At 72.7% G+C, this 23,733-nt stretch carries 21 protein-coding genes; 16 read left to right on the forward strand and 5 right to left on the reverse strand.

What is annotated here, in order from left to right:
- Positions 1 to 36: 36 nt before the first annotated feature.
- The 8 genes from ABD832_RS10025 (at position 37) to ABD832_RS10060 (ending at position 8,160) form a co-directional block, all read left to right on the forward strand.
- Positions 37 to 579 (forward strand): CGNR zinc finger domain-containing protein, encoded by a 543-nt coding sequence (locus ABD832_RS10025; RefSeq protein ID WP_344891660.1) that lies wholly within the window; start codon positions 37 to 39, stop codon positions 577 to 579.
- An 11-nt stretch (positions 580 to 590) separates the two neighbouring features.
- Positions 591 to 1,082: a GNAT family N-acetyltransferase gene (locus ABD832_RS10030; protein WP_344891663.1), complete on the forward strand. Its 492-nt coding sequence runs from the start codon at positions 591 to 593 to the stop codon at positions 1,080 to 1,082.
- Between the two features lie 79 nt (positions 1,083 to 1,161).
- On the forward strand, positions 1,162 to 1,497 hold the full coding sequence (locus ABD832_RS10035; protein ID WP_344891666.1) for an ArsR/SmtB family transcription factor: 336 nt from the start codon (positions 1,162 to 1,164) through the stop codon (positions 1,495 to 1,497).
- Complete coding sequence (locus ABD832_RS10040) at positions 1,494 to 1,952, forward strand: SRPBCC family protein (protein ID WP_344891669.1); 459 nt, start codon at positions 1,494 to 1,496, stop codon at positions 1,950 to 1,952. Before ABD832_RS10035 ends, ABD832_RS10040 begins: the two co-directional genes overlap by 4 nt.
- 28 nt (positions 1,953 to 1,980) lie before the next feature.
- Complete coding sequence (locus tag ABD832_RS10045) at positions 1,981 to 2,490, forward strand: DUF6069 family protein (RefSeq protein ID WP_344891672.1); 510 nt, start codon at positions 1,981 to 1,983, stop codon at positions 2,488 to 2,490.
- A gap of 344 nt (positions 2,491 to 2,834) precedes the next feature.
- Positions 2,835 to 3,965 carry a polysaccharide deacetylase family protein gene (locus ABD832_RS10050; RefSeq protein ID WP_344891675.1) on the forward strand — a complete coding sequence of 377 codons (1,131 nt, stop codon included), beginning with the start codon at positions 2,835 to 2,837 and terminating at the stop codon, positions 3,963 to 3,965.
- 266 nt (positions 3,966 to 4,231) lie between these two features.
- A complete protein-coding gene (locus ABD832_RS10055; RefSeq protein WP_344891678.1) occupies positions 4,232 to 6,271 on the forward strand; it encodes a cellulose binding domain-containing protein in 2,040 nt (679 codons plus the stop codon).
- Positions 6,272 to 6,555: 284 nt separating this feature from the next.
- On the forward strand, positions 6,556 to 8,160 hold the full coding sequence (locus ABD832_RS10060; protein ID WP_344891680.1) for an ABC-F family ATP-binding cassette domain-containing protein: 1,605 nt from the start codon (positions 6,556 to 6,558) through the stop codon (positions 8,158 to 8,160).
- Between the two features lie 73 nt (positions 8,161 to 8,233).
- On the opposite strand, the gene ABD832_RS10065 is transcribed toward ABD832_RS10060, so the two are convergent.
- Positions 8,234 to 8,869 carry a DUF6461 domain-containing protein gene (locus tag ABD832_RS10065; RefSeq protein WP_344891683.1) on the reverse strand — a complete coding sequence of 212 codons (636 nt, stop codon included), beginning with the start codon at positions 8,867 to 8,869 and terminating at the stop codon, positions 8,234 to 8,236.
- Between the two features lie 434 nt (positions 8,870 to 9,303).
- Complete coding sequence (locus tag ABD832_RS10070; protein WP_344891685.1) at positions 9,304 to 10,779, reverse strand: MDR family MFS transporter; 1,476 nt, start codon at positions 10,777 to 10,779, stop codon at positions 9,304 to 9,306.
- A 445-nt stretch (positions 10,780 to 11,224) separates the two neighbouring features.
- Between ABD832_RS10070 and ABD832_RS10075 the strand changes: the two genes are divergently transcribed.
- Positions 11,225 to 14,395 (forward strand): ATP-binding protein, encoded by a 3,171-nt coding sequence (locus ABD832_RS10075; RefSeq protein WP_344891688.1) that lies wholly within the window; start codon positions 11,225 to 11,227, stop codon positions 14,393 to 14,395.
- On the opposite strand, the gene ABD832_RS10080 is transcribed toward ABD832_RS10075, so the two are convergent.
- Entirely contained in the window at positions 14,377 to 15,213 is an 837-nt protein-coding gene (locus ABD832_RS10080; protein WP_344891691.1) for an ABC transporter permease, read from the reverse strand. The two genes, ABD832_RS10075 and ABD832_RS10080, sit on opposite strands and share 19 nt — an antisense overlap.
- Positions 15,210 to 16,283, reverse strand: coding sequence for an ATP-binding cassette domain-containing protein (locus ABD832_RS10085; RefSeq protein ID WP_344891694.1), 1,074 nt, complete (start codon positions 16,281 to 16,283; stop codon positions 15,210 to 15,212). Before ABD832_RS10085 ends, ABD832_RS10080 begins: the two co-directional genes overlap by 4 nt.
- A 173-nt stretch (positions 16,284 to 16,456) precedes the next feature.
- Between ABD832_RS10085 and ABD832_RS10090 the strand changes: the two genes are divergently transcribed.
- The 6 genes from ABD832_RS10090 to ABD832_RS10115 are packed head-to-tail and all read left to right on the forward strand — an operon-like array spanning position 16,457 to position 21,525.
- Positions 16,457 to 17,287: a S1C family serine protease gene (locus ABD832_RS10090; RefSeq protein ID WP_344891697.1), complete on the forward strand. Its 831-nt coding sequence runs from the start codon at positions 16,457 to 16,459 to the stop codon at positions 17,285 to 17,287.
- A gap of 50 nt (positions 17,288 to 17,337) precedes the next feature.
- Positions 17,338 to 18,327 carry an AAA family ATPase gene (locus ABD832_RS10095; protein WP_344891700.1) on the forward strand — a complete coding sequence of 330 codons (990 nt, stop codon included), beginning with the start codon at positions 17,338 to 17,340 and terminating at the stop codon, positions 18,325 to 18,327.
- A gap of 5 nt (positions 18,328 to 18,332) precedes the next feature.
- A complete protein-coding gene (locus ABD832_RS10100) occupies positions 18,333 to 19,328 on the forward strand; it encodes a DUF58 domain-containing protein (protein ID WP_344891703.1) in 996 nt (331 codons plus the stop codon).
- Positions 19,325 to 19,519 (forward strand): hypothetical protein, encoded by a 195-nt coding sequence (locus ABD832_RS10105; protein ID WP_344891706.1) that lies wholly within the window; start codon positions 19,325 to 19,327, stop codon positions 19,517 to 19,519. The genes ABD832_RS10100 and ABD832_RS10105 overlap by 4 nt, the downstream gene beginning before the upstream one ends.
- Complete coding sequence (locus ABD832_RS10110) at positions 19,516 to 20,466, forward strand: VWA domain-containing protein (RefSeq protein WP_344891709.1); 951 nt, start codon at positions 19,516 to 19,518, stop codon at positions 20,464 to 20,466. Before ABD832_RS10105 ends, ABD832_RS10110 begins: the two co-directional genes overlap by 4 nt.
- The gene (locus tag ABD832_RS10115) at positions 20,467 to 21,525 is read left to right on the forward strand and encodes a VWA domain-containing protein (RefSeq protein ID WP_344891712.1); all 1,059 of its coding nucleotides are present in this window, start codon (positions 20,467 to 20,469) and stop codon (positions 21,523 to 21,525) included.
- Between the two features lie 56 nt (positions 21,526 to 21,581).
- Here ABD832_RS10115 and ABD832_RS10120 read toward each other — a convergent pair whose 3' ends face one another.
- Complete coding sequence (locus tag ABD832_RS10120) at positions 21,582 to 22,613, reverse strand: saccharopine dehydrogenase family protein (protein ID WP_344891715.1); 1,032 nt, start codon at positions 22,611 to 22,613, stop codon at positions 21,582 to 21,584.
- A 101-nt stretch (positions 22,614 to 22,714) separates the two neighbouring features.
- Between ABD832_RS10120 and ABD832_RS10125 the strand changes: the two genes are divergently transcribed.
- Positions 22,715 to 23,662 carry a helix-turn-helix domain-containing protein gene (locus tag ABD832_RS10125; protein WP_344891718.1) on the forward strand — a complete coding sequence of 316 codons (948 nt, stop codon included), beginning with the start codon at positions 22,715 to 22,717 and terminating at the stop codon, positions 23,660 to 23,662.
- The last annotated feature ends 71 nt before the right edge of the window (positions 23,663 to 23,733 follow it).

Consider the following 23,733-nt stretch of genomic DNA (forward strand, 5'->3'; position numbering starts at 1 on the left):
CCTAATGCGTCAATCGCCGGATGTAGCATTAAAGACATGATCCTGGTCGGAGAGCCGCTCGCGCTCGACCTGCTCAACACCCGGTGGCGCGACGGCGACCTGCTGGAGGACGACGCGCCGTTCCGCGACTGGCTGGCCGCCCAGCAGGGCCGCCTGACCCCGCCGGAGGCGGAGGTCGACCTCGACGCGGTACGGCGGCTCCGCCAGGCGGTCCAGGAGTGCGTCGAGCACGTCCGCGCGGGCGGCCCGCCCCCCGCCCCGGCACTGCGCGTCCTCAACGAGGCGCTGCGGCACGCGCCCGCCTACCGCGAGCTGAACTGGCCGCACGTCCTGGTCAGGCGCGGCGGCGACCCCACCGCCAGGCTGCTGGCCGAGCTCGCCGAGTCCGCCGTCGACCTGCTCGCCGGTCCCGACATCGGCAAGGTCCGCGGCTGCGCCGGGCCGGGCTGCCGGTTACTCTTCCTTCCGGCCCACCCGCGCCGTCGCTGGTGCTCGGCCGCGCTGTGCGGCAACCGGGTCCGCGTCGCCCGCTACTACCGGCGTCACAACGCGACCGCGGACGGCGCGTCCCCGGAGTGAGAGGACACGACATGGATCTGCGACCCTTCACCGAGGCCCACGCGGCCACGGTCGCCGGCTGGCCCACCTCGGCGCGCGAGGTCGAGATGTGGTGCGCGCGGACGGACTTCCCGCTGTCGCCCCGGATCGTCACCGGGTGGCGGCTGGACCAGGACGTCCGCTCCCACCTGCTCTTCGACGGCCCCTCCGATGAGGGCGACCCGCTCGGCTACGGGGAGCTCTGGCTCGACACCGAGGAGGACGAGGTCGAGCTCGCCCGGCTCATCGTGGCGCCCGGCGCCCGGGGCAGGGGCGTCGGCCGGGAACTGGTGCGGGCGCTGACCGTCCTGGCCCGCGACACGGGCCTGGCGGACGTCTTCATGCGGGTCCACCCGGACAACGACCGGGCCCTGCGCTGCTACCGGGGGGCCGGTTTCCTGCCGGTCGATCCCGCACTGGCCGCGACGTGGAACGCCCCCCAGCCGGTCGACTACGTGTGGCTGCGGCACGCGGAGCCCGCGTAGTCCGCGGAGCTCGCGGAGCCGCGTAGTCCCGTCGTCCTCGACATTGCACCTTTCGGTTCAGTGTCCTACACTGAACCATATGGTTCAGCAATTGGCGCTCGATCGAGCGTTCTCAGCGCTGGCGGACGCGACACGGCGGCAGATCCTGGTCCGCCTGAGCGAAGGGCCGGCATCGATCGGCGAACTGGCCGAGCCGTTCGGCATGTCGCTGACCGGCATGAAGAAACACGTCCTCGTTCTGGAGAACGCCGGCCTGGTCACCACCGAGAAGGTCGGCCGGTCACGGCAGTGCCGTCTGGGGACCGAGCGATTGGACGACGCCATGGCCTGGATCTCCTTCTACCAGCGCCTGTGGGAACGCAGGCTCGACGGGCTCGACGCCTACTTCACCCTCAGGAAAGGAACCGAACAGTGACCGCTCAGACCGGAACCGCACAGCTGCGGTTGACCCGCGTGCTCCCCGCCACCCCCGAGGAGGTCTTCGACGCCTACACCGACGCGGAGAAGCAGAAGATCTGGTTCAGCATCCTCGACGAGACCCCCGGGGTCGTCGAGATCGAGGTCGACCTGCGGGTCGGCGGCCGGCAGACCGCCGTCTGGGGACCGGATCGCGACACCCTGTTCCGTGAGACGCAGACCTTCATGGTGATCGACCCTCCGAAGCGCCTGGTCACCGAGTCCACCGGCAGCAGCCCGGACGGGACGACCATGACGACGACGGTCGAGGTCACGTTCGAGGAGCACGAGAAGGGGACGCTCCTCACCGTGGTGCAGAGCGGGTTCCCCGACGCCGAGACGCGCGACTTCTTCAGCCGGCACGCCTGGGTCGGGGCGTTCGACCGCATCGAGGCCTACCTTCTCCGCCGGTGACGACCCGCACCGTACGACGGGGACGTCCATGACCACGTCGCCCGGCGTCGACGGCCAGACCCGGGAGCGGGGAACGCGACGCCGGCACGGCAGAGTCACCGTCGCAGCCGTCGTCGCCGCGACCGTGGCCGTCGCGACGGCCGCCAACCTCGTCGTGTACGCGCTGGGACGGGCCGCCGGTGGCACGTTCCGGTTCACCGCCTCCGGCCGGGCCGCCGAGGTCGACGCCCTCACCGTCGCCGGATTCACCGTCCTGCCCCTGCTGCTGGGGATGACCCTGGTGGCGGTGCTCTCCCGCCGGCTGCGCTGGATCGTTCCTGCGGCGCTGGTCGTCGCCCCGCTGCTCGCCCTCGTGACCGTTCCGGTCATGACGCTTCCCGCCGACCTCGACACCGTCTCCACGGTCACGCTGGCGCTGTGCCACGTCGTTCTCGCACCCGTCGCGGTCGCGGGACTCCTGGCGATACGCGGGCTCGATCGCCGGCCGGACGCCTCCATCGGGCCCGGCGGGCCCGTCGGGCCCGGCGCGCGGTCGTAGGGCCCGGTCGCCCTCGGTCGCCCTCGGTCTCCTGCGGATCGACCACGTCCGCCGACGGCCCGGATATCGGCCTCCGAAAGTTTCATCCGCATATCAGCAGGCAAATAGCGCGATAAATCGATGAAACATTCATTATGTCGAAACATTCCGGAAATCTATTGACACATTTCGTGGGCCTTCACAGAATGAGTCCCGAGTGGAGCTCTCCACACCTTCACCCGGGTGAACGATGACGGATCGCGTCTCGGCGCGACCCTGTGACCTGCGTGTTCCGGCCGCGGTGAGCCACGGCCGGAACACGCGCATCCCCCGTCCCCGATCGGTGTTCCAGTGGAGGAACAGACATGATCGATCGCTCTCTCGTCCTCGGCGGGCACCGGAAGCGCCGCCAGGCTCTCCGGAACGCGCTCGTCATGGGCACCGTGGGAATCCTCGGCGCGGCGTTCGCCGTGGTCCTGCCGGCCCTGTCGGCCCCGGCCGGCGCCGCGAGCACGCCCGGCGCGGTGGCCGGGACGGGCCGCTCCCTCGGCACCGCCGCCGGCAGCGGTGCCCAGGCCGACTGCAGCGCCGGGTACGTCGGCCTGACCTTCGACGACGGCCCCAACCCCGCCACCACCACCTCCCTGCTGAACGCGCTCACGTCGAACGGGCTGCGCGCCACGATGTTCAACGTCGGGCAGAACGTCCAGAACAACGCGGCGCTGGTCCGGGCCCAGCGGGACGCCGGCATGTGGATCGGCAACCACAGCTGGACCCATCCCCACCTGACCCAGATGAGCGCCTCGCAGATCCAGTCGGAGCTCCAGCGGACCCAGCAGGCCCTCCAGCAGGCCACCGGCACCGCGCCGAGGCTGTTCCGGCCGCCGTACGGGGAGACCAACGCCACGGTCAGGTCGATCGAGCAGCAGCTCGGCCTCACCGAGATCCTCTGGGACGTCGACTCCCGGGACTGGAACGGCGCGAGCACCGCGCAGATCGTGCAGGCCGCGGGCACCCTGCAGAACGGCCAGGTCATCCTCATGCACGACAACTACGCGACGACGATCGCCGCGATCCCGCAGATCGCCGCCGGCCTCAGGAGCCGCAACCTGTGCGCGGGCATGATCTCGCCCTCGACCGGCAGGGCCGTCGCGCCGGCCGACGGCCCCACCCCGACGCCCACCCCCACGCCGACGCCCACCCCGACCCCGACCCCGACGCCGACCGGTGGCTGCACGGCCACGATCTCCCCGGGGCAGCAGTGGGGTGACCGGTTCAACCTGTCGGTCACCGTCTCGGGGACCGGTGCGTGGGTCGCCACGGTGACCGTGCGCAGCCCGCAGAGGATCATCAACACCTGGAACGGCACCCCGAGCTGGGACTCGACCGGCACCGTCATGACGATGAGGCCCAACGGCAGCGGGAACACGTTCGGCTTCACGATCCAGCACGGCGGGAACCGGACCTGGCCGTCCGTCTCCTGCCGCGCCGCCTGAGGCCCGCGCGAGGCCCGCGCGAGGCCGTGCGGTGTGACGGTCCCCGGTCGTCCGGCGCCCCCGGATCGTCCCGATCGCCACACCGCACGGCCCCGGACGGACGTGGCACCGGCCCCCGTACGCGGCCGGTGTCCACCCCCGTGACCAGCGGATGTGAAAGTTTCATCGACGGTTGACGGATGCGGTGCGACCACCCATGATCATGTTGCCTCCGGGTCAGGAGGGGGTGTCGTGTGAATGCCACTATCCGTTGCCGAGGTGCACCGATGCCAAGAACCCTGTTACGGGCCGCGTCCGCCGTTCTGCTGACGCTGGCCACCCTGAACGTCCCCGTGGCGCACGCCGACGAGGCCGATCCGGTCGCGGTGACCGTGAACGCCCGCGCCGCGCTCGCCCCCGTCCCCGAGACCGGCATCGGCACCAACCATGCGATCTGGGACACACAGCTGGGCAACGACACGACCGCCGACCTGCTCAAGGACGCGGGCGTGAAGGTGCTGCGCTATCCCGGCGGCTCGTACTCCGACATCTACCACTGGGCCGACCACACCGCTCCCGGCGGCTACGTGGCCCCCAACACCGACTTCGACACCTTCATGCGCGGCGTGCGGCGCACCGGCGCGCAGCCGATGGTGACCGCCAACTACGGCACCGGCACGGCGGCCGAGGCCGCGGCCTGGGTCCGGTACGCCAACGTCACCAAGGACTACGGCGTCAAGTACTGGGAGATCGGCAACGAGAACTACGGCAACGGCCGTTACGGCGCCGCCTGGGAGGCCGACGACCACGCCGACAAGAGCCCGGCCGAGTACGCGCGCCACGTCGTGGCCTACTCCGACGCGATGAAGGCCGTCGACCCGACCATCAAGATCGGCGCCGTGCTGACCACCCCGGCCAACTGGCCCGACGCCATCGTCGCCGACGGGGACACCGGAAGCTGGAACGACGTCGTGCTGGCCGCCGCCGGATCGAAGATCGACTTCGTGATCCTGCACTGGTACCCCGGGTCCCTCGACAGGACCGGTCACATCCCCGACATGATCGACCTCACCCGCCGGCAGATCGCCAGGCACGTCGGGGCGGGCTCGGAGCGGATCGGCATCGCGATGACCGAGTTCAACACCGGGTCGAACACCAACGGCACCAACACCCAGCCCGGCGCGCTGGCCGCGGCCGACGCCTACGCGACGCTGCTGGCCAACGGGGTGTTCACGGTCGACTGGTGGAACGTCCGCAACGGCATCGGCACCGTCACGCAGGTCGAGGGGCACACCGACTACGGCGACTTCGGCCTGCTGTCCAGCGGGACGTGCACCGCCGACGGCAGCGTCTGCGAGCCGGCGGTGAACACGCCCTTCGCGCCGTACTACGCGCTGCAGATGGTGAGCAGGTTCGCCCGCTCCGGTGACCGGTTCATCCGGGCCGCGACCGACGAGGCGAAGGTCACCGCGCACGCCGTGCGCCGTCCCAACGGCGACCTGGCCGTCATGCTGATCAACACGTCGTCCGACACGTCCTACCCCGTCACGATCGACTACTCCGGTTTCAGCCCCGCGTCCGGCGCTCCCACCGTGCTGACGCACACCAACGGCGCCACGAGCATCACCGAGTCGGCCACGGGCACCGCGACCGGCCAGACGCTGCCGCCGCTCTCGCTGACCACGCTCGTCCTGCGTCCCTCCTCCGTCCAGGCCGGCCTGCCGGGTGCGCCGGGGCAGCCGACGGTCTCGAACGTGACGGACACCACCGCCACGATCTCCTGGCCCGCCGCCTCCGCCGGTACCCGCCCGGTCGTGAAGTACGAGGTCAGCCGCCAGAACGGGGCCGTCGGCGAGCAGATCGGCGAGACGGGCGGCACCTCGGTCACCGTGAACAACCTCAAGCCGGGCACGCGGTACACGGTCAACGTGATCGCGCGGGACGGCGGTGGCGGCACCTCCGCACCCTCCGCGCCGCTGACGTTCACGACCGGCACCCCCGCCTCCAGCACGTGCTCGGTACGCCTGACCAAGCAGTCCGACTGGGCCAACGGCTACGTCGGCGCCATCGACATCACCAACAACGGCGCGCCGATCAACGGCTGGACCCTGACCTTCGGCTGGCCCAGGGCGTGGCAGAGCCTGGGCAGCGGCTGGAGCGCCGTCTGGACGCAGAGCGGGCAGAACGTCAAGGTCGTCAACGAGGCCGGCAACGGCTCGCTGGCCACCGGCGCGACGGCCACGGTCGGCTTCGTCGGCAACTACAGCGGCCCGAACACGCTGCCCTCCGTCTTCACCCTCAACGGAACGGTCTGCACGACCCGCTGACGGTGACGGGGGCCGTCCCGCCCGGACGGCCCCCGTCACCCGGTAATCACGTTGACAACCCTCGCGTCCCGCTCGTACGGTTCAAAGGTCCCCGTCGTCGTCGATCGGAGCCAGGACGTTGTACGTCTGAGGTCTGAGACACCGTGCCGCGCAGCGACCTTCCGTTGCTGTCCGTGTGCTCGCGTGCGACCTCGGCCGCAGAGCCGTCCGCCCGAACGGGACCTTCTCCCTTCACGGTGTCTCCATCCGTTGCCCTGCTCCTCTCGCAACGACCGGAGGCCTCCATGTCTCATACCCCCACCTTTGTCACCTGCTCGTCCCTCTCCTTCGCCTGGCCCGACGGGACGACCGTCTTCGACGGCCTCCAGCTGGCCGTCGGCCCCGGCAGGACCGGCCTGATCGGGCTCAACGGCTCGGGGAAGTCGACCCTGCTGCGGCTGCTGGCCGGTGAGCTCACCCCTTCCGCGGGCACGGTCAAGGCCTCCGGCGACATCGGGTACCTCCCGCAGACCGTCGTCCTCGACACCGGCCTGCGGGTGGACCAGGCCCTCGGCATCGCCGCCGTACGGGCCGGGCTGCTCGCCATCGAGGCGGGTGACACGAGCGAGGAGCACTTCGCCGCGGTCGGCGACGACTGGGACGTCGAGGAACGGGCCCGCGCCACCCTCGACCAGCTCGGGCTCGGGCACATCGGCCTCGACCGCACCGTCGGCGAGCTGTCGGGCGGCGAGTGCGTCCTGCTCAGGCTCGCCGCGCTGCTGCTGGCCCGCCCCGCCGTCCTGCTGCTGGACGAGCCGACCAACAACCTCGACCTGCTCGCCAGGGAGCGGCTGTACGCGGCCGTGGACTCCTGGCCGGGGGTGATGGTCGTGGTGAGCCACGACCGCGCACTGCTGGAGCGGGTCGACCGGATCGCGGACCTGCGCGACGGCGAGGTGCGCTGGTACGGCGGGACCTACTCGGCCTACGAGGAGGCGCTGGCCCAGGAGCAGGAGGCGGCCGAGCGGATGGTCCGCGTCGCCGAGGCCGACGTGCAGCGGCAGAAGCGGGAACTGGCCGACGCCCACGTGAAACTGGCCAGGCGGGTGCGGTACGGCCAGAAGATGTACGACACGAAACGGGAGCCGCGGGTCGTCATGAAGGCGCGCAGGCGCGCGGCCCAGGTGTCCGCGGGCAAGCACCGGATCATGCACTCCGAGAAGCTCGCGGAGGCCAGGGAGCGCCTCGACGAGGCGGTGGAGGCCGTACGGGACGACGACGAGATCAGGATCGAGCTGCCGCGCACCGTCGTCCCGCCGGACCGGGCGGTCCTGACCCTGCGCGACCTGCGCCTGCGGTACGGAGCCCCCACCGGCGGGACCTTCGGGCAGGCGGGCGGCGGGCTCCAGGTCCACGGCCCGGAACGGATCTCCCTGACCGGGCGCAACGGGTCGGGCAAGACGACCCTGCTGCGCACGATCGCGGGAGAGCTGGAGCCGGTCTCCGGGCAGGTGCAGGTCCACGTCCCGCTGCGGTTCCTGCCGCAGCGGCTCGACGTCCTGGACGACTCCCTGAGCGTGGCCGAAAACGTGGCCCGTTTCGCGCCCGGGGCGACGAACAACGCGATCCGTGCCCGGCTCGCGCGCTTCCTCTTCCGGGGGGCGAGCGCCGACCGGCCGGCCGGCACCCTGTCGGGCGGGGAGCGTTTCCGCGCCTCCCTGGCGGCGCTGCTGCTGGCGGAGCCCGCGCCACAGCTGCTGCTGCTGGACGAGCCGACCAACAACCTGGACCTGGCGAGCACCAGGCGGCTCACGGAGGCGCTGCGCGCGTACGAGGGCGCGCTGATCGTCGCGAGCCACGACGCGCCGTTCCTGGACGCGATCGGCGTCACCCGCCGGCTGACCCTCTGAACCACGGCCGGCCGGCCCTCCCCGGAGGGCCGGCCGTCCCGTCACCGGGGTGAACGCACCGGCCGATCCGATGTCAGGCGAGCTCGGGAAAGGTGCCTTCTGGGCTTTCGTAGTAGCGGGCGATGGAGGCACGGTGAGGGAGGCCGCCGGGCCGAAGATGGTGGGGTTCCAGCCGGACACCGGTGCGTCGTTCGGCGAGCGCCAGAGCGCCCTCGATGTAGGGCCGGTACACCTCGCGTTCCGGGTCGAAATCCCAGATCATCCCCAGTTCCTCGAGGTCCTCCTTCAGCCGCTCAGGGTCGGTGCTGTCGCTCCAGTGGGCGAACATCGGGTCCAGCCGCGTGGCGACGTGACCGTCCACGGCGTGGACGAAGCGGGAGTGGTGATTGACGTTGCGCTCGACGCTGGCGATCAACGTACCGGCCGACAGGGTGAGCACCACGTCGCGCAGGATTCCGGCATGGCCGCACTCCACCATGATCGACCCACCGGTGGCGGAACCGATCTCGACGGTGGCGAAACCCTGCTGCTCGGGGTCCTCGGTCAGTCCCAGCCTGCGCAGCACCTCCTCGGGCGTGAGGTGGGCCATGAAGGTGAGGCAGAACGTCGCCCTGACCCATTGGGAACGGCTCCACCACGCGTAGGCGTCCGTGGTCGCCTCGCGCTCACCGGCGACGACCGCCGTGTCGTCGGGACGAGGGCTCGTCATGTCCGTGACAGGATCGACGGGAATCCGATGACCGCAGTCCTCTTCCGTCTCGCCGTACAGGGCCAGGTGCGTGCGACACGGCCACATACGACAGGTGGGACACGTCCTCACGTCGTCGAACGTGCAGTCGTCGCAGCCTCGGGGGTACCTCCTCTGCGTGACATGACGAGAGCAGGGACGCCACTGGGCGACGGTGCCCAGCCGGTGGAGGGCGTCGACGCGCGCGATCGCTTCGACGGCCTTTTCCGGGGATTCCGGCACGGACACCTCTCGGTGGCTCCGAAGAGTCGTGGGACGACCCTTTCGATCATTCGAGACCGCGAATGCCGGTCTCGCGACATGGCATGGGCTCTCCGCGGCGGTGAGCGCGACCTCCCTCCACCGGGCCGGTACGGCCCACCCGAGGGAGGTCACGTCCTCTCGTTCCGCCGTCGTCAGGCCGAGGCCGGCACCATCGGCCGGGTCTCCTCCTCGGCCTCGTCGGTCTTGTCCGCGCGGGCGGGCAGGAGCAGGGCGGCGATGACCACGGCCACGGACAGCACCGCGCCGATGATGAAGGCCAGCCGCATGCCGCCGAGGTCGGCGAGCACCTTCGTGGCCCCCTCGGACACCAGGGTCTCGGATCGCGCGCTCATCACGGTGACCACGAGCGCGGTGCCGATGGCCGCGGCCACCTGCTGCAGCGTGCTCAGGATCGAGCTGGCGTGGGAGTAGAGCGGCGACGGAACCGCGCCGAGCCCGAGGGTGAACACCGGGGTGAACGTCGCGGCCAGGCTCACCATCAGCAGCGCGTGCAGGCCGAGGAGCTGCCAGATCGGCATGGTCATCGTGATCTGGGTGAAGCCGGTGAGCGCGAGGCTGATCCCGATCGCGCCGGGGATGACCAGGACCCGGCCGCCGAACCGGTCGAACAGGCGGCCGATGGTCGGGCCGAGCAGACCCATCGCGAGACCGCCCGGCATCACGAGGAGGCCGGTCTCCAGGGCACTGAGACCGCGGACGTTCTGCAGGTACAGCGGCAGCAGGATCATGGACCCGAGCATGGCCATGAAGGCCACCGACATCAGGATCAGCGCGACCGTGTAGGTGCGGTAACGCAGGGTGCGCAGGTCCAGCAGCGGTGCGTCGCGCTTCTGCAGCGACAGCTGGCGGAACACGAAGACCGCGATGGCGGCCAGGCCGGCCACCACGATCGTGACGGCGGTGCCGACGTCGCCCTCGAACCGGCTGAGCCCGTAGACCAGGCCGCCGAAGCCCGCGGCCGCGGTCACCACGCTGAGCCAGTCGACGGTGCTGTACTTGGGCTCGCCGACGTTCTTGAGCTGCTTCAGCCCGAACCAGGTGATCACGGCGGCGATGGGGAACACCACGGCGAACAGCAGCCGCCAGGACCCGAACTGCAGGATCACCCCCGAGACCGTCGGGCCCATGGCGGGCGCGACCGAGATGGCCAGGGAGAGGGTGCCCATCACCCGTCCCCGGTCCTCCTCGGGCACCACCTGCATCAGCGTGGTCATCAGCAGCGGCATCATCACCGCCGTACCGGACGCCTGGACGATGCGGGCGACCAGCAGCACCTCGAACGAGGGCGCGACGCCGGCCAGCGCGGTGCCGAGCAGGAACAGGCCCATCGCGGTGGCGTACGCGCTCCGGGTGGACACCCGCTGCAGGAACCAGCCGGTGATCGGGATGACGGCGGCCATGGTCAGCATGAAGGCGGTCGAGAGCCACTGCGCGGTCTGCTCGGTGATGTTCAGCGCGCCCATCAGCTTCGGGATCGCGTTGATCATGATCGTCTCGTTGAGGATGACCACGAACGTGGCGAGCACCAGCAGCCGGATCACGGGCGGGGTGCGACCTGGGACGGTGGTCGCTTGCTTGGCGGGTGAGTCGGTCTGCGGGGTCGACACGGTTCCTCGATCTGGATCGTCGGGCATGGCACGGTCATGGCTGGCGTCCCAGCCGGGGGTCTCACACGATGGTGCGGTCATGTCAGAGTGACGGACACCACCGACAAAACTCATCGCCCTGCCCCAGCATTTCGGCAAGTTACGGGAGATGTCATCCGGTTTTCACCGGCGGACGACACTTTTCGATCACGGGCGAGCACCCCTGAAACGCCCCATGAGCTGTGAGAACGTCCCGCACACGGGCCCCTGAGGCGACGGGGCCGCCCCGGAGGTGAGAATCGCGGACCGGGAGCGGACTCCGATCCCGGACGACGGCCCGTCCCCGCCGCCGGACGCCCCGGAGCCTCGGGGCCCTGGGATCCCTGGAGCCCTGGAGCCCCGGAGCCCCGGAGCCCCGGCGGGGCGACGCCCGGGTCCCGGGACGACATGTCCGTAAGCTGAGGGTGTGTCTCCCGTACTGGTCCTGCTCGACGGCGTCCGCTGGCAGGGTGCGCGCGTGATCGGCGATCGCGCGCGGACCCTGCTGGCCGTGCTCGCCCTGCACGGGCGGGCCGGGGTCGGTGACGAGCGCCTGATCGAGGAGCTGTGGCCCGACGAGGTCCCGGCCAACCCGGCGAAGGCGCTGCAGGTGGTCGTCTCGCGTACCAGGGCGGCGACCCGTGCCGACGTCGTGGTGCGGATCCCGCGCGGGTACCGGCTCGGGCTGCCCGCCGGCCAGGTGGACGCGCTGCTGCTCGATGCGCTGGTGGAGCAGGCGCGGGCCGCGCTCGGCGACGACGACACCGAGCTCGCGCGCCGCCGCGCCGAGGAGGCCCTGGACCTCGCGGCCGGCGGCCCGGACGGCGCCACCGGCCCGCTCGCCGAGCTGAGGGACGCCGCGGCGGGGCGGGCGGCCGAGGCGCGGCGGGTGGCGGCGATCGCGCGGAGCCGGAGCGGCGCCCACGAGAGCGCGCTGCCGCTGCTGGAGGAGGCCTCGGCCGACCGGCCGCACGACGAGGAGGTGCTCGCCTGCCTGCTGCGCAGCGAGGCCGCCGTACGGGGTGCCGCCGCCGCCCTGGAGCGCTACGAGCGGTACCGCGCGGACGTGGCCGCGCGGCTCGGCACCGGACCGGGGCCCGAGCTGGCCCGCGTGTACGCCGGGCTGCTCGCCGCCGACCGGCCGGTGCGCGAGGGCATCCTGTTCGACGGCTCCTCGCTGCTCGGCCGTGACGGCGACATCCGCGCGGTGCACGCCCTGCTGCAGACGAACCGGGTGATCTCCATCGTCGGCCCCGGCGGGCTGGGCAAGACGCGGCTGGCCCATGTCGTCGGCAGGAACGCCGCGCAGCCCGTCGCCCACTTCGTCGAGCTCGTCGGCGTCTCCTCCCCGGAGGGCGTGGTGGGCGAGGTCGGGTCGGCGCTCGGGGTCCGGGACTCGGTCAGCGGGCGTCGCGCCATGACCACCGAGCAGCGCTCCGACGTCCGCGCCCGGATCGCCCGGCATCTCGACCAGGCCCCGGCGCTGCTGATCCTGGACAACTGCGAGCACGTGATCGAGGCCGTCGCCGACCTGGTGTCGTTCCTGACCGTGACGACCCGCGACCTGCGGGTGCTCGTCACCTCGCGCGCCCCGCTGTCGATCCCCGCCGAACGCGTCTACCCGCTCGGCGAGCTGCCCGCGGGCGACGCGGCCGAGCTGTTCCGCCAGCGCGCCACGGCCGCCCGCCCGGACGTGCGGATCGGCGAGGGAGCGGTCGAGGAGGTCGTCGCCCGTCTGGACGGGCTGCCGCTCGCGATCGAGCTGGCCGCGGCCAGGGTGCGGACGATGTCGGTGGAGGAGATCGCGCGGCGCCTGGCGGACCGGTTCGCCCTGCTGCGCGGCGGGAACCGTACGGCCCCCGACCGGCACCGGACGCTGCTCGCGGTCATCGACTGGTCGTGGAACCTGCTGGGCGAGCCGGAACGGCGGGCGTTGCGGTGGCTGTCGCTGTTCGGCGACGGTTTCACGCTGGCCGCGGCCGAGCACGTCCTCGGCCCGGACGCGCTGCGCGCCGTGGACGCGCTGACCGAGCAGTCGATGCTGAGCGTCCGCGAGACGGCGTACGGACTGCGCTACCGGATGCTGGAGACCGTCAGGGAGTTCGGGCGGATGCGGCTGGAACAGGCCGGGGAGAAGGAGGACGCCCGGCAGGCGCAGCGGGCCTGGGCGACGTCGTACGCCCTCGGGCACGCCTTCGAGCTGTTCGGCCCGGCGCAGTTCGCGGCGGCCGACGCGTTGGGCGCCGAGGAGGGCAACCTCGCCGACCTGCTCCGCCAGGCCCTCGGTGAGACCGATCCGGCCACGACGGTCCAGCTGCTGACCGGTGTCGGCGCGCTGTGGTCGATCCGTGGCGACCACTCCCGCATCCTCGTCCACCAGGACGCGATCACCGAGGTGGTCACCGGCTGGACGCCGCCGCCGCACCTCGTCCAGCCGACCAGGGTCGCCATGATGGTCACGCTCATGAACATCGCGATCGCCACCGACCGCCGTGCCGGTCCGCTGTACGACCTGCTGCGGGCACTGCCCGTCGACGACACGATGGACTCCCGCGTGGTGGCGATGGCCACGGTGCTGCTCGCGTGCGACGAGGCCGGCCGCGACGGCATGCGCCGCCGGCTGGCGGAACTGCGCCGGAGCACCGACCGCGACCTGGCCGCGACGGCCACGCAGATGAGCATCCACGTCCTGGAGAACGCGGGGGACGTGACCGAGGCGATCGAGGCCGCCGAGCAGATGCTGGCGATGCACCGCGAGGACGAGGGACCGTGGATCACGGCGATCACGCACGCCATACTGGCCCACCTGAGCATGCAGGTCGGCGACCGCCGCCGGGCGGTCGGGCACGCGCGGACCGCCGTCCCGGTGCTGAGCCGGCTCGGCGCCAGCGACGACGAGACCCAGCTCCGCTCGGTGCTGCTGGTCTCCGCGCTCGCCGACGGCGATCTCGGCACGGCCGAGACCGAGCTCGCCGAGATCACCCGGATCAACGACAACGAGGCGGTGCTCAGCGGGGTGGCGACCGGCTCGCTGTGCGCGGCCGAGATCGCCCTCGCCCGCGGCGAGACGGCCGCCGCGCTCGCGCAGTACCGCCTGGCCGTCCAGCGGGCGCACGCCCTGCGCCTGCCGGGGGTGCCGGGCACGGAGCTCACACCGTGGTCGATCGCCGCGATGTCGGTCGCCCTGACGGCGTACGCGCACCACGCCCCGCAGCAGGACGTCCGGTACGGCGAGGAGCTGTTCTCCGCCGTCGCGGACTACGACCTGCTGGCCGCGGAGAACCCGGTCCTGGACTACCCGCTGTGCGGCTCGATGCTGTTCGCGCTCGGTTCCTGGGGGCTGCTGCGCGGGGCCGTGGCCCCGCGCGACGCGATCAGGCTGCTGGTGCTGGCCGAGCGGTTCGCGTACCACGGCAGCCTGCCCAGCATGACCTTCGGGCGGATCGAGCCGTACGCGGAGCGGGCCGAGCCCGGGATGATCGCCGCCCTGCGGGCCGGGTACGGTGACCGGCGCGGCCCCGACCTGCTCGACGAGGCGCGCAGCCTCGTCGAGCGGATCCGCGGCCGTGACGGGGAAGGTCACATGTGCCGCTTGTAGCTGCGCACCGACAGCGGCGCGAAGACGGCGATGACGATCAGGCCCGCCAGGAGCGTCCAGACCACCTCTCCGCTGACGACGCCCCTGTTGGCGAGGTCGCGCGCGGCCGTGACCAGGTGTGAGACCGGGTTGATCCGTACGAAGGCGGCCAGCCAGCCGGGCAGGGTCTCGACGGGCACGAACGCGTTCGACAGGAACGTCAGCGGGAACAGGATCATCATCGAGATGCCCTGTACGGCCTGGGCGCTCCGGGCGATCGTGCCGACCCAGGTGAAGACCCACGCGAGCGACCAGCCCGTGAAGATCGCCAGCAGGATCGCGGCGAGCACGCCGCCCGCCCCGCCGCCCGGGCGGTAGCCCATCACCAGGCCCATGCCGAAGGTCAGGGTGGCCGCGATCGTGTAGCGCAGCAGGTCGGCCACCATCGGGCCGGCGAGCGGCGCGATCCGGGCGATCGGCAGCGACTTGAACCGGTCGAAGACGCCCTTCTCCAGGTCCTCGCGGAGCTGGATGCCCGTGGCCATGCACGTCGTCAGCACGGTCTGGGCAAGGATGCCGGGGATCATCAGCGGAAGGTAGCTCTGCACGTCACCGGCGATGGCGCCGCCGAAGATGAAGGCGAACATCGCGGTGAACAGGATCGGCTGCAGCGCCACGTCGAAGAACTGCTCGGGGTTGCGGCGCATCTTCTTGAGCGCCCGCCACGCCATCATCAGGGTCTGGCCGGCGGTCTCCCCCGGCGAGACGCGCCGCCGGGCGGCCGCCACGCGGTCGGCGGTACGGACCGTCCGGCCGGTGGGTGCGATCACGGTGCTCATCGGTTCTCCTTCGTGCCGGTCCCGCGACCGCCGCTCGTCTCGTGGCCATCGCTCTCGTGGTCGCCACCCGTCCCGTGGTCGCCCGTCCCGTGGCCGGTGAGGGCGAGGAAGACCTCGTCCAGGCTGGGTTTGGCCACGCTCACCGAGGAGATCGACACCCCGGCGGTGCGCAGCGCGATCAGTACGTCCGCGGCCAGGTCGGCCTGGTCGAGGGCGACGTTGAGGCGGCCCCGCTCCGGGCTGAGGACCGGGTCGGAGCCCAGGACGCGCCGCACGACCTCCGCGGCGGCGGGCACCTCGTCCGGTTCGGCGAGCAGCAGCTGGAGGGTGGAGTCGCCGACCGCGGTCTTCAGCTCGTCGGGGGTGCCCTCGGCGACCTTGCGGCCGTGGTCGATGACGGCGACGCGGTCGGCGAGCTGGTCGGCCTCGTCCAGGTACTGCGTGGTCAGCAGCACCGTGCAGCCGTCGGCGACCAGGTCACGGATGGTGTCCCACATCTGGCCGCGCGTGCGCGGGTCGAGACCGGTGGTCGGCTCGTCGAGGAAGATCAGCGGTGGCCTGGTGATCAGGCTGGCCGCCAGGTCGAGGCGGCGGCGCATGCCGCCGGAGAACTGCGAGATCGGCCGGTCGGCGGCCTCCTCCAGGCCGAAGCGGCCCAGCAACTCCGTGCCGACGCTCCGGGCGCGCGGCGCGGCGACGCCCTGCAGGCGGCTGAAGAGCCAGAGGTTCTCGCGGGCGGTGAGGTTCTCGTCGACCGACGCGTACTGCCCGGTGACGCCGACCAGCTGCCGGATCACGTGGGGGTTCCCGGCCACGTCGACCCCGAAGATCTCGGCGCGGCCCGCGTCGATCCTCAGCAGGGTGGCCAGCATCCGCAGCATGGTGGTCTTGCCGGCACCGTTGGGGCCGAGGACGCCGAAGATCTCCCCCGGGCGTATCTCCAGGTCGATCCCGTCGACGGCACGGTGCCCGCCGAACGTCTTCACCAGCCCTTCCGCGCGTACGGCCGGACCGTCGTCTCCGCCGAGGGCCGGACCGCCCCCGGTACGTCCGATTTCTGTGATGCTCATGGCCCCACCCTCGGCGACGCCGGTTTCACCACGCCCTCGGCCGGGTTTCACCGGGTGCCGGGAGCCTGCGCGGATCCCTTCCTCGTCCGGATGCCTTGCGGGGTTGTGGGTTCTCATGGAGTTCCCAGGCGGAGTTTGTAGCACTTTCAACTTAAATCTATGAGTATGGGGCGATGGAGCGTGCGCCGCAGGGGGCCGAGGCGGCCGAGGCTCGGGGAGCCGTGGCCGGACGGACCCGGCGGTTCGCCGCCGGGGCCGGCGTCCTCGTCGTCGTGGCGCTGCTCGCGTACTGGCTGGGGAGCGGTGGCGGGGACGGCCGGGAGGCCGCGCCCGTGCCGAGCGCGACGCCGACGTCCAGTGCGGCGCTCACGGTGCCCGACGTCTTCAGGAGGGTCGGGCCGTCGGTGGTGGTCGTCCAGGCCGGGAAGTCGCTCGGGACCGGGGTGATCGCGGCCGAGGACGGGACCATCCTGACGGCGCACCACGTCGTCGAGGACGCGTCGGGCAAGGGCACCTCCGGCAAGGGCGCCGGGGACGTCACCGTGACGTTCGCCGACGGCACCCGGGCGAAGGCCGTCGTCGCCTCGTCGGACCCGAAACGTGACATCGCGACCCTCAAGCCCGCGAAGCTGCCGGAGATCCTCGTCCCGGCGACGCTCGGTGGTGCCGCGGCCGTGGGCGCGCCCGTCGTGGCGATCGGCAACCCGCTGGGCCTGACCTACAGCGTCTCCACCGGCGTCGTGTCCGGCCTGAACCGGAGCGCCGCCCGCATCGACAAGGGCCGCGGCCTGAGCGGGCTCATCCAGTTCGACGCCTCCGCGAACCCGGGCAGCTCCGGCGGCCCCCTGCTGGACGCCCGCGGCCTGGTCATCGGGATCGTCGTCTCCATCGCCGACCCCGGAGGCGACGAGGCGTTCGCCGGCATCGCGTTCGCGGTGCCGATCGGCGCGGCCCTGGGCGGTGGTGACGGCGACGGACCACCGGGCGACGGACCCCAGATCTGACGAAGCGCCACGACGCCACGACGTCACGACGTCACGAGAAGGAACACCACATGACCTCGACCACGTCCCCCGATCCGGCCCATCCGCTCGAACACGTGCTCTTCGAGGTCAAACGCACCATCGTCGGACAGGACGTCCTGCTGGAGCGCATGGCCGTCGCGCTGGTCGCCGACGGCCACCTGCTCGTCGAGGGCGTGCCGGGCCTGGCCAAGACGCTCGCGGTGAGGTCGCTGGCCGCCGCGATCGACGGGAGCTTCCAGCGCGTCCAGTTCACCCCCGACCTGGTGCCGGCCGACCTCGTGGGCACGCGGGTCTACCACCAGCACTCCGGGGAGTTCAGGACCGAGCTCGGCCCGGTGTTCGCGAACCTGCTGCTGGCCGACGAGATCAACCGCGCCCCCGCCAAGGTGCAGAGCGCCCTGCTGGAGGTGATGCAGGAGCACCAGGTGACGATCGGCCGCGAGACGTTCCGGGTGCCCGAGCCGTTCCTGGTCATGGCGACGGAGAACCCGATCGAGTCGGAGGGCACCTACCCGCTGCCCGAGGCGCAGGTCGACCGTTTCATGATGAAGGTGATCGTCGACTACCCGACGCAGACCGAGGAACAGGCGATCGTCACGCGGGCGCTGCGCCCGCCCGAGCCGCCGCAGCCGATGGTGACGGCCGGGGACCTGCTCGCGATGCGGGACCGCGCCCGGCAGGTCTACGTCGATCCGGCGATCGTCGACTACGCGGTACGGCTGGTCTCCGTGACGCGCTCCCCGGCGACGGCCGGTCTCGGCGAGCTGGAGCGGTACGTCACCCACGGGGCCAGCCCGAGGGCGTCCATCGCGCTCGTCACGGGCGCCCGGGCGCTGGCGTTCCTGCGCGGCCGCGACTACGTCCTGCCGCACGACCTGTCCGAGCTCGCGCTCGACGTGCTGCGCCACCGCCTGGTGCTCTCCTACGAGGCCCTCGCGGACGACGTCGACGCCGACACGATCGTCACCGGGGTGCTCGGGGCCGTCCGGGTGCCCGACGTCGTCCTGCAGAAGCGCTGAGCGCCGTGGCCACCGCCTCCGAGAGGCTCCTGCTCCGCCTGGAGTGGAAGGTCGTCCGCAGGCTCGACGGCCGGCTCCAGGGCGCCCACCGCACCGCGCACCGCGGCTCCGGGATCGACTTCACCGGGTTGCGCGCCTACGGCGACGGCGACGACGCCCGGAACATCGACTGGAACGTGACCGCACGGCTGGACGAGCCGTACCTGCGGGTGTTCACCGAGGATCGGGAGCTGACGGTGTGGCTCGTCCTCGACCGGTCGGCGTCGATGGCGGCCGGCCGGCCCGGACGTGGCAAGCACGACGTGCTCGCCGAGCTCGCCCTCGCCCTCGCCCGGTTGTTCGGCCGGGGCGGCAACCGCGTCGGCGCCCTGCTGTTCGACACCGGGACGCCGCGCGTCGTGCCGCCCGGCACCTCCCGGCGGCACGCGCTGCGGATCGGCGCCGAGCTGGAACGCACCTCCACACCGCGCGGCGCCGACGGCTCCGGGGCACGCGGTGGCCGCACCTTGGGGGTGCGCGGCCGTATCTTCGGGGCACGCGGCACCACCTCCGGGGCAGGCGGCGGCCGTACCTCCACGCCGCGCGGCACCACCACCGATCTGGCGGAGATGCTGGACGCGGCCGGACGGCTCGCGCGCCGCCGCGCGCTCATCGTCGTGCTGTCGGACTTCATCGGCGACGGCGACTGGGAGCGCTCGCTGCAGCGCCTGGCCCGGCGGCACGAGGTGGTCGCCCTGCGGATCGTGGACACGGCCGACGACGTGCTGCCCGAGGCCGGGCTGATCGTGGTCGAGGACGCCGAGACCGGCGAGCAGCTCGTCGTCGACTCCGCCGACCCGCTGCTGCGGGTCCGCTTCCGCGCCGCCGTCGACGCCCGCGACGCCCGGCTCGATGCGGGCATGCGCCGGGCCGGGGTGCCCGTCCACCGCGTCGACACCGACCGCGACCTGGCCGAGGCGCTCGTCGAGGTCGTCGCCCGGACCCGGGACCGGTCGCGGTGACGGAGTACGCCGGGGCCGCCGGGGTCCTCGAAGCCTCCGACGTCGTCGAGGCCGCCGACGTCCCCGAGGTCCCCGAGGTCCCCGAGGTCCCCGACATCGCCGAGGCCGCCGACGTCACCGAGGTCGCCGACGTCGCCGACGTCGCCGACGTCGCCGGGCAGGGCACGAGACCGGTGAGGGAGGTCCCGTGACCCTGTCCTCCCCGCTGCTGCTCGTCGTCGGGCTGCTCGTCACGGCGGCGCTCGCCTGGGCGGCCGTCGTCTCGGCGCGCCGCCGGACGGCCGCCCTGGCCGCGGCCGGGGTCGCCGTGCCGGGCGGCCGCCGGGCGTACCTCGGGGTGGGCCTGACGGTCGCCGGTGTCGCGGTGCTCGCGGTCGCCGTCGCCGGACCGGCGGCCATGGTGCCGGTCCCGCGGACCGCGGGGACCGTCGTGCTGGCCATGGACGTCTCCAACAGCATGGGGGCCGACGACGTCGCGCCCACCCGGCTGGCGGCCGCGCAGCGGGCGGCGCGCGCGTTCGTGGCGGCCCAGCCCGACAGCGTCGACATCGGGGTCGTCGCGTTCGAGCGGGGCGCGCTCACCACCGCGCGGCCCGACGCCGACCACTCGGTCGCGCTCAAGGCCATCGACCGGTTGAGGATCACCGGTGGCACCTCGCTGGGCACGGCCATCACGGCCTCCCTGTCGGCGATCACCGGCAGGCAGGTGGCCGTCGGCCGCGACGGCACCGCGCCCGACATCGGCTACTGGCCGTCCGCGACGATCGTGATGTTCTCCGACGGCCAGAACCAGGGCGCGGACATCGAACAGGCCGCCACCGTGGCCCAGCGGGCGGGCGTCCACGTCCACACCGTCGGGGTCGGCACCACGGCCGGGACGACGGTGAAGGTCGACGGCTATCGCCTGCAGACCTCGCTCGAGGAGGACACCCTCACCTCGATCGCGCAGACCACCGGCGGCACCTACCACCCCGCCTCCGACGCGGCGCGGCTCGACGGCGTCGCCGACACGATCGACCTGCGGCTCACCGTCTCCGACGAGCCGCTGCCCCTCGCCGGCGGGCTGACCGGGCTCGCCCTCGCGCTGCTCACCGCAGGCGCGGCGCTCACCGTGCTCCGGTCCGGACGGGTGATCTGAATGTCCTTCTCATGGCCGTGGGCACTGCTGTCCCTGCTGGTCGTCCCGCTGATCCTCGCCGTCCGCGAGTGGGCACGGCGGCGCCGCAGGCGGGCCGCCGTGCGCGTCACCTCGATCGCGCTCGTGCGCAGCGCCCTGCCCGGCCGTACGCGCTGGACGCGGAAGATCCCCACGGCGCTGTTCCTGGCCGGGCTCGCGCTGCTCGGGGTCGGGGCCGCGCGGCCACAGGCGTCGGTCCCGGTACCGCAGACGTCGGTGACGATCCTGCTCGCGCTCGACACCTCCGGCTCCATGTGCTCCACGGACGTCGACCCCAACCGTCTCACCGCCGCACGGAAGGCCGCCGCCGAGTTCATCGAGTCGCAGCGGGGCGGGCCGCGCATCGGCCTGGTCACCTTCGCGGGCAGCGCGGGCCTGCTCGTCCCGCCCACCGACGACACCGACGCGCTGGTCAAGGCGCTGGACGGCCTCACCGTGTCCCGCGGTACCGCGATCGGGCAGGCCGTGCTCACCTCGATCGACGCGATCGCGGAGGTCGACCCGTCGGTCGCCCCCACCGGGGCGGACCCGAACCCCGTGAGCGGGACGGGCTACGCCGGTGCCGCGATCATCGTGCTCACCGACGGCGCCAACACCCAGGGCGTCGACCCGAAGGTCGCCGCCCGGGAGGCGGCCCTGCGCCGCGTCCGTGTCTTCCCCATCGGTTTCGGCACCACGGTCCCGGCCCCGATGGTCTGCGAGAACTCGCAGTTCGACGGCCAGGGCTTCGGCCGCTGGGGCGGCTCCGGTGGCCGGGGCGGGTTCGACAGGGGCCGCAGCCCCCGCACCATCGACGAGCCCGCGCTCAAGCAGATGGCCCAGGCCACCGGCGGCTCCTACCACCGTGCCGAGAACGCCGGCCAGCTCCAGAACGCCCTGGACGCCCTGCCCGGCAGTTTCACCGTCGTCCAGCAGCGGGTCGACACCTCCGCGGCCTTCGCCGGTGGCGGCGGTGTCCTCGTCGCGGTGGCCCTGTCGGTGTCCCTGTGGTGGAACCGCCCCCGGACCCCGGCCCGCTGACGCGCCCGCCCGGCCACCCTGCCACCCGGCCGCGCGTGCCGGGCGGGACGTACGGCTCAGCCGTGCAGGTGCAGCGAGAGGTGCGGGGACAGGGCGCGCAGGAAGTCCGGGGCGTCGAAGATCGCGCCCGCGGAGGCGACGCCGGCGGTCCTGGTCCGGCCGGTGAGGATGCGGTCGACGGCCTCCACCGCGAGCGGCGCGCTGACGGCGTAGATGTCCTGACCGGCGGCGGTCACGCGGCGTTCCGTGTCGCCGGAGCGGACGAGGACGTCGACGACGAAGGTCTGCGCGGAGCGGCCGCGCTCGTCGACGGCGGCCGGCGCCGAGGCGCCGGGAGCGGACAGGTCCGCGGCCGCCCCGGCGGTCATGTAGGTGCGCACCTCCGGGATGTCCAGGTGGCTGGGAACGGTGACGACGTCGGCCATGGTGAACTCCCCCAGGACGCTCCGGGGGCCGAGCGGTGCCGGGAACGGCCACTCCAGGGTCGGCAGGGCGTCGTCGTGGTACTCCAGCCGCCCGCCGGTGAAGCGGACCCGGCGGCCGCCCCGCCGCCGCGCCGAGACCGCGCCCGCGGCGAGCGTTCCGCCGGTGGGGTGCCAGTTGCTCAGGCCGTAGGCGATGTGCGCCTCGTCCGCCGACGTCCGGTCGCCCATCGCGGTGGTGACCAGCAGGTCGCCGAGGCCGCCGTAGAAGGCCATCGCCGGGACCACCGCGGTGCCCGCGGCGCGGGCGCGCTCCGCGAAGTGCGCGAACGTGTCGGCGTTCGCCTCGATCTCGGCCGCCACGTCGACGTACGGGATGCCGGCGCGCAGCGCAGCCTCGATCACCGGGGCCGCGGTCGAGGCGAAGGGCCCGGCGCAGTTGATCACCGCGGCCGCGCCGTCCAGCGCGCGGTCGAGCGAGGCCGCGTCGTCGGCCGACGCCTGCCGCGTCTCGAATCCTGGACGGGCCTTCGCCAGCGCCGCCAGCTTCTCCCGGTCGCGGCCGAGGAGCAGCGGGACGTGCCCGCGCTCGATCGACTCCGCGACCACGAACCGCCCGGTGTGCCCGTAGGCGCCGAACACCGCCACGATCGGACCTGATCCCATACATGCCCCCGCGTGCTCGAAGTGCTTCACGGGATCGATCCTGTCCTTCCGGCCCACCGGCGCCCAGTGTCCGGAATGACACGTCCCGTACAATTTCCGACATGGCCCCCGTCCCGCGCTCCGTCGCGATCGCCGCCACCGAGGGAATGCTGCACTTCGAGCTGGCCCTGGCCTACGAGGTCTTCGGCTCCGCCCCGGACGCCGTGCCGGGTCCCTGGTACGACGTCGACGTGTGCGGCACGCACGCCGTCCGGATCGGCCGGTTCCTGCTGGAGCCGGATCACGGGCTCGACCGGCTGGCGCGGGCCGGCACCGTGATCGTCCCCGCCCTGGCGGACGTCGACGAGGACCCGCCGGCCGAGCTGGTCGAGGCGGTGCGCGCGGCTCACGCGTCGGGCGCGCGGGTGGTCTCCCTGTGCACGGGCGCGTTCGTGCTCGCCGCCGCCGGCCTGCTGGACGGGCTGCGCGCGACCACGCACTGGGCGCACACCGCCGACCTGGCCGCGCGCCACCCCCGGGTGGAGGTCGACCCGGACGTGCTCTACGTCGACAACGGCAGCGTGCTCACGTCCGCGGGCAAGGCCGCGGCGATGGACCTGTGCCTGCACCTGGTCCGCCGCGACCACGGCTCGGCGATCGCCAACGTGGTGGCCCGCCGCCTGGTCGTGCCGCCCCACCGGGCCGGTGGCCAGGCCCAGTTCGTCACCACACCGGTGCCCGCCCGGGACGGTCACCCCCTGGCCGAGCTGCTCACCTGGGTGATGCGGCGGCTGGACCGGCCGATCACCGTGGAGGACATGGCCCGCCGGGCGAACATGAGCTCACGCCACCTGGCCCGCCACTTCCACTCGTTCACCGGCACGACCCCGCTGCAGTGGCTGCTGACGCAGCGGATCCGCCACGCGCAGGAGCTGCTGGAGACCACGGACGACAGCGTCGAGGCCATCGCCTCGGCCGCGGGCATGGGCACGGCGACGACGCTGCGCCGCCACTTCCACCGCACGGTCGGCGTACCACCGGACGCCTACCGCCGCACGTTCCGGCCGTGACGGCACGGCGGCCCCGGACCACCGAAGGGAGGGGGCGGCGGTGCACGCTCAGAGGTGGCCGACGGTGACCG

The sequence above is a fragment of the Streptosporangium longisporum genome (assembly GCF_039534895.1).
GTDB classification, from domain to species: Bacteria; Actinomycetota; Actinomycetes; order Streptosporangiales; family Streptosporangiaceae; genus Streptosporangium; species Streptosporangium longisporum.

What these genes read in the sequence shown, in the direction of transcription:
- ABD832_RS10115 (WP_344891712.1), top strand. Translation starts at nt 20,467, where the DNA reads ATGTCCTTCTCATGGCCGTGGGCACTGCTGTCCCTGCTGGTCGTCCCG.
- ABD832_RS10035 (WP_344891666.1), top strand. Translation starts at nt 1,162, where the DNA reads ATGGTTCAGCAATTGGCGCTCGATCGAGCGTTCTCAGCGCTGGCGGAC.
- ABD832_RS10050 (WP_344891675.1), top strand. Translation starts at nt 2,835, where the DNA reads ATGATCGATCGCTCTCTCGTCCTCGGCGGGCACCGGAAGCGCCGCCAG.
- ABD832_RS10045 (WP_344891672.1), top strand. Translation starts at nt 1,981, where the DNA reads ATGACCACGTCGCCCGGCGTCGACGGCCAGACCCGGGAGCGGGGAACG.
- ABD832_RS10080 (WP_344891691.1), bottom strand. Translation starts at nt 15,213, where the DNA reads ATGAGCACCGTGATCGCACCCACCGGCCGGACGGTCCGTACCGCCGAC.
- ABD832_RS10085 (WP_344891694.1), bottom strand. Translation starts at nt 16,283, where the DNA reads ATGAGCATCACAGAAATCGGACGTACCGGGGGCGGTCCGGCCCTCGGC.
- ABD832_RS10065 (WP_344891683.1), bottom strand. Translation starts at nt 8,869, where the DNA reads ATGACGAGCCCTCGTCCCGACGACACGGCGGTCGTCGCCGGTGAGCGC.
- ABD832_RS10030 (WP_344891663.1), top strand. Translation starts at nt 591, where the DNA reads ATGGATCTGCGACCCTTCACCGAGGCCCACGCGGCCACGGTCGCCGGC.
- ABD832_RS10060 (WP_344891680.1), top strand. Translation starts at nt 6,556, where the DNA reads ATGTCTCATACCCCCACCTTTGTCACCTGCTCGTCCCTCTCCTTCGCC.
- ABD832_RS10025 (WP_344891660.1), top strand. Translation starts at nt 37, where the DNA reads ATGATCCTGGTCGGAGAGCCGCTCGCGCTCGACCTGCTCAACACCCGG.
- ABD832_RS10090 (WP_344891697.1), top strand. Translation starts at nt 16,457, where the DNA reads ATGGAGCGTGCGCCGCAGGGGGCCGAGGCGGCCGAGGCTCGGGGAGCC.
- ABD832_RS10095 (WP_344891700.1), top strand. Translation starts at nt 17,338, where the DNA reads ATGACCTCGACCACGTCCCCCGATCCGGCCCATCCGCTCGAACACGTG.
- ABD832_RS10055 (WP_344891678.1), top strand. Translation starts at nt 4,232, where the DNA reads ATGCCAAGAACCCTGTTACGGGCCGCGTCCGCCGTTCTGCTGACGCTG.
- ABD832_RS10125 (WP_344891718.1), top strand. Translation starts at nt 22,715, where the DNA reads ATGGCCCCCGTCCCGCGCTCCGTCGCGATCGCCGCCACCGAGGGAATG.
- ABD832_RS10120 (WP_344891715.1), bottom strand. Translation starts at nt 22,613, where the DNA reads ATGGGATCAGGTCCGATCGTGGCGGTGTTCGGCGCCTACGGGCACACC.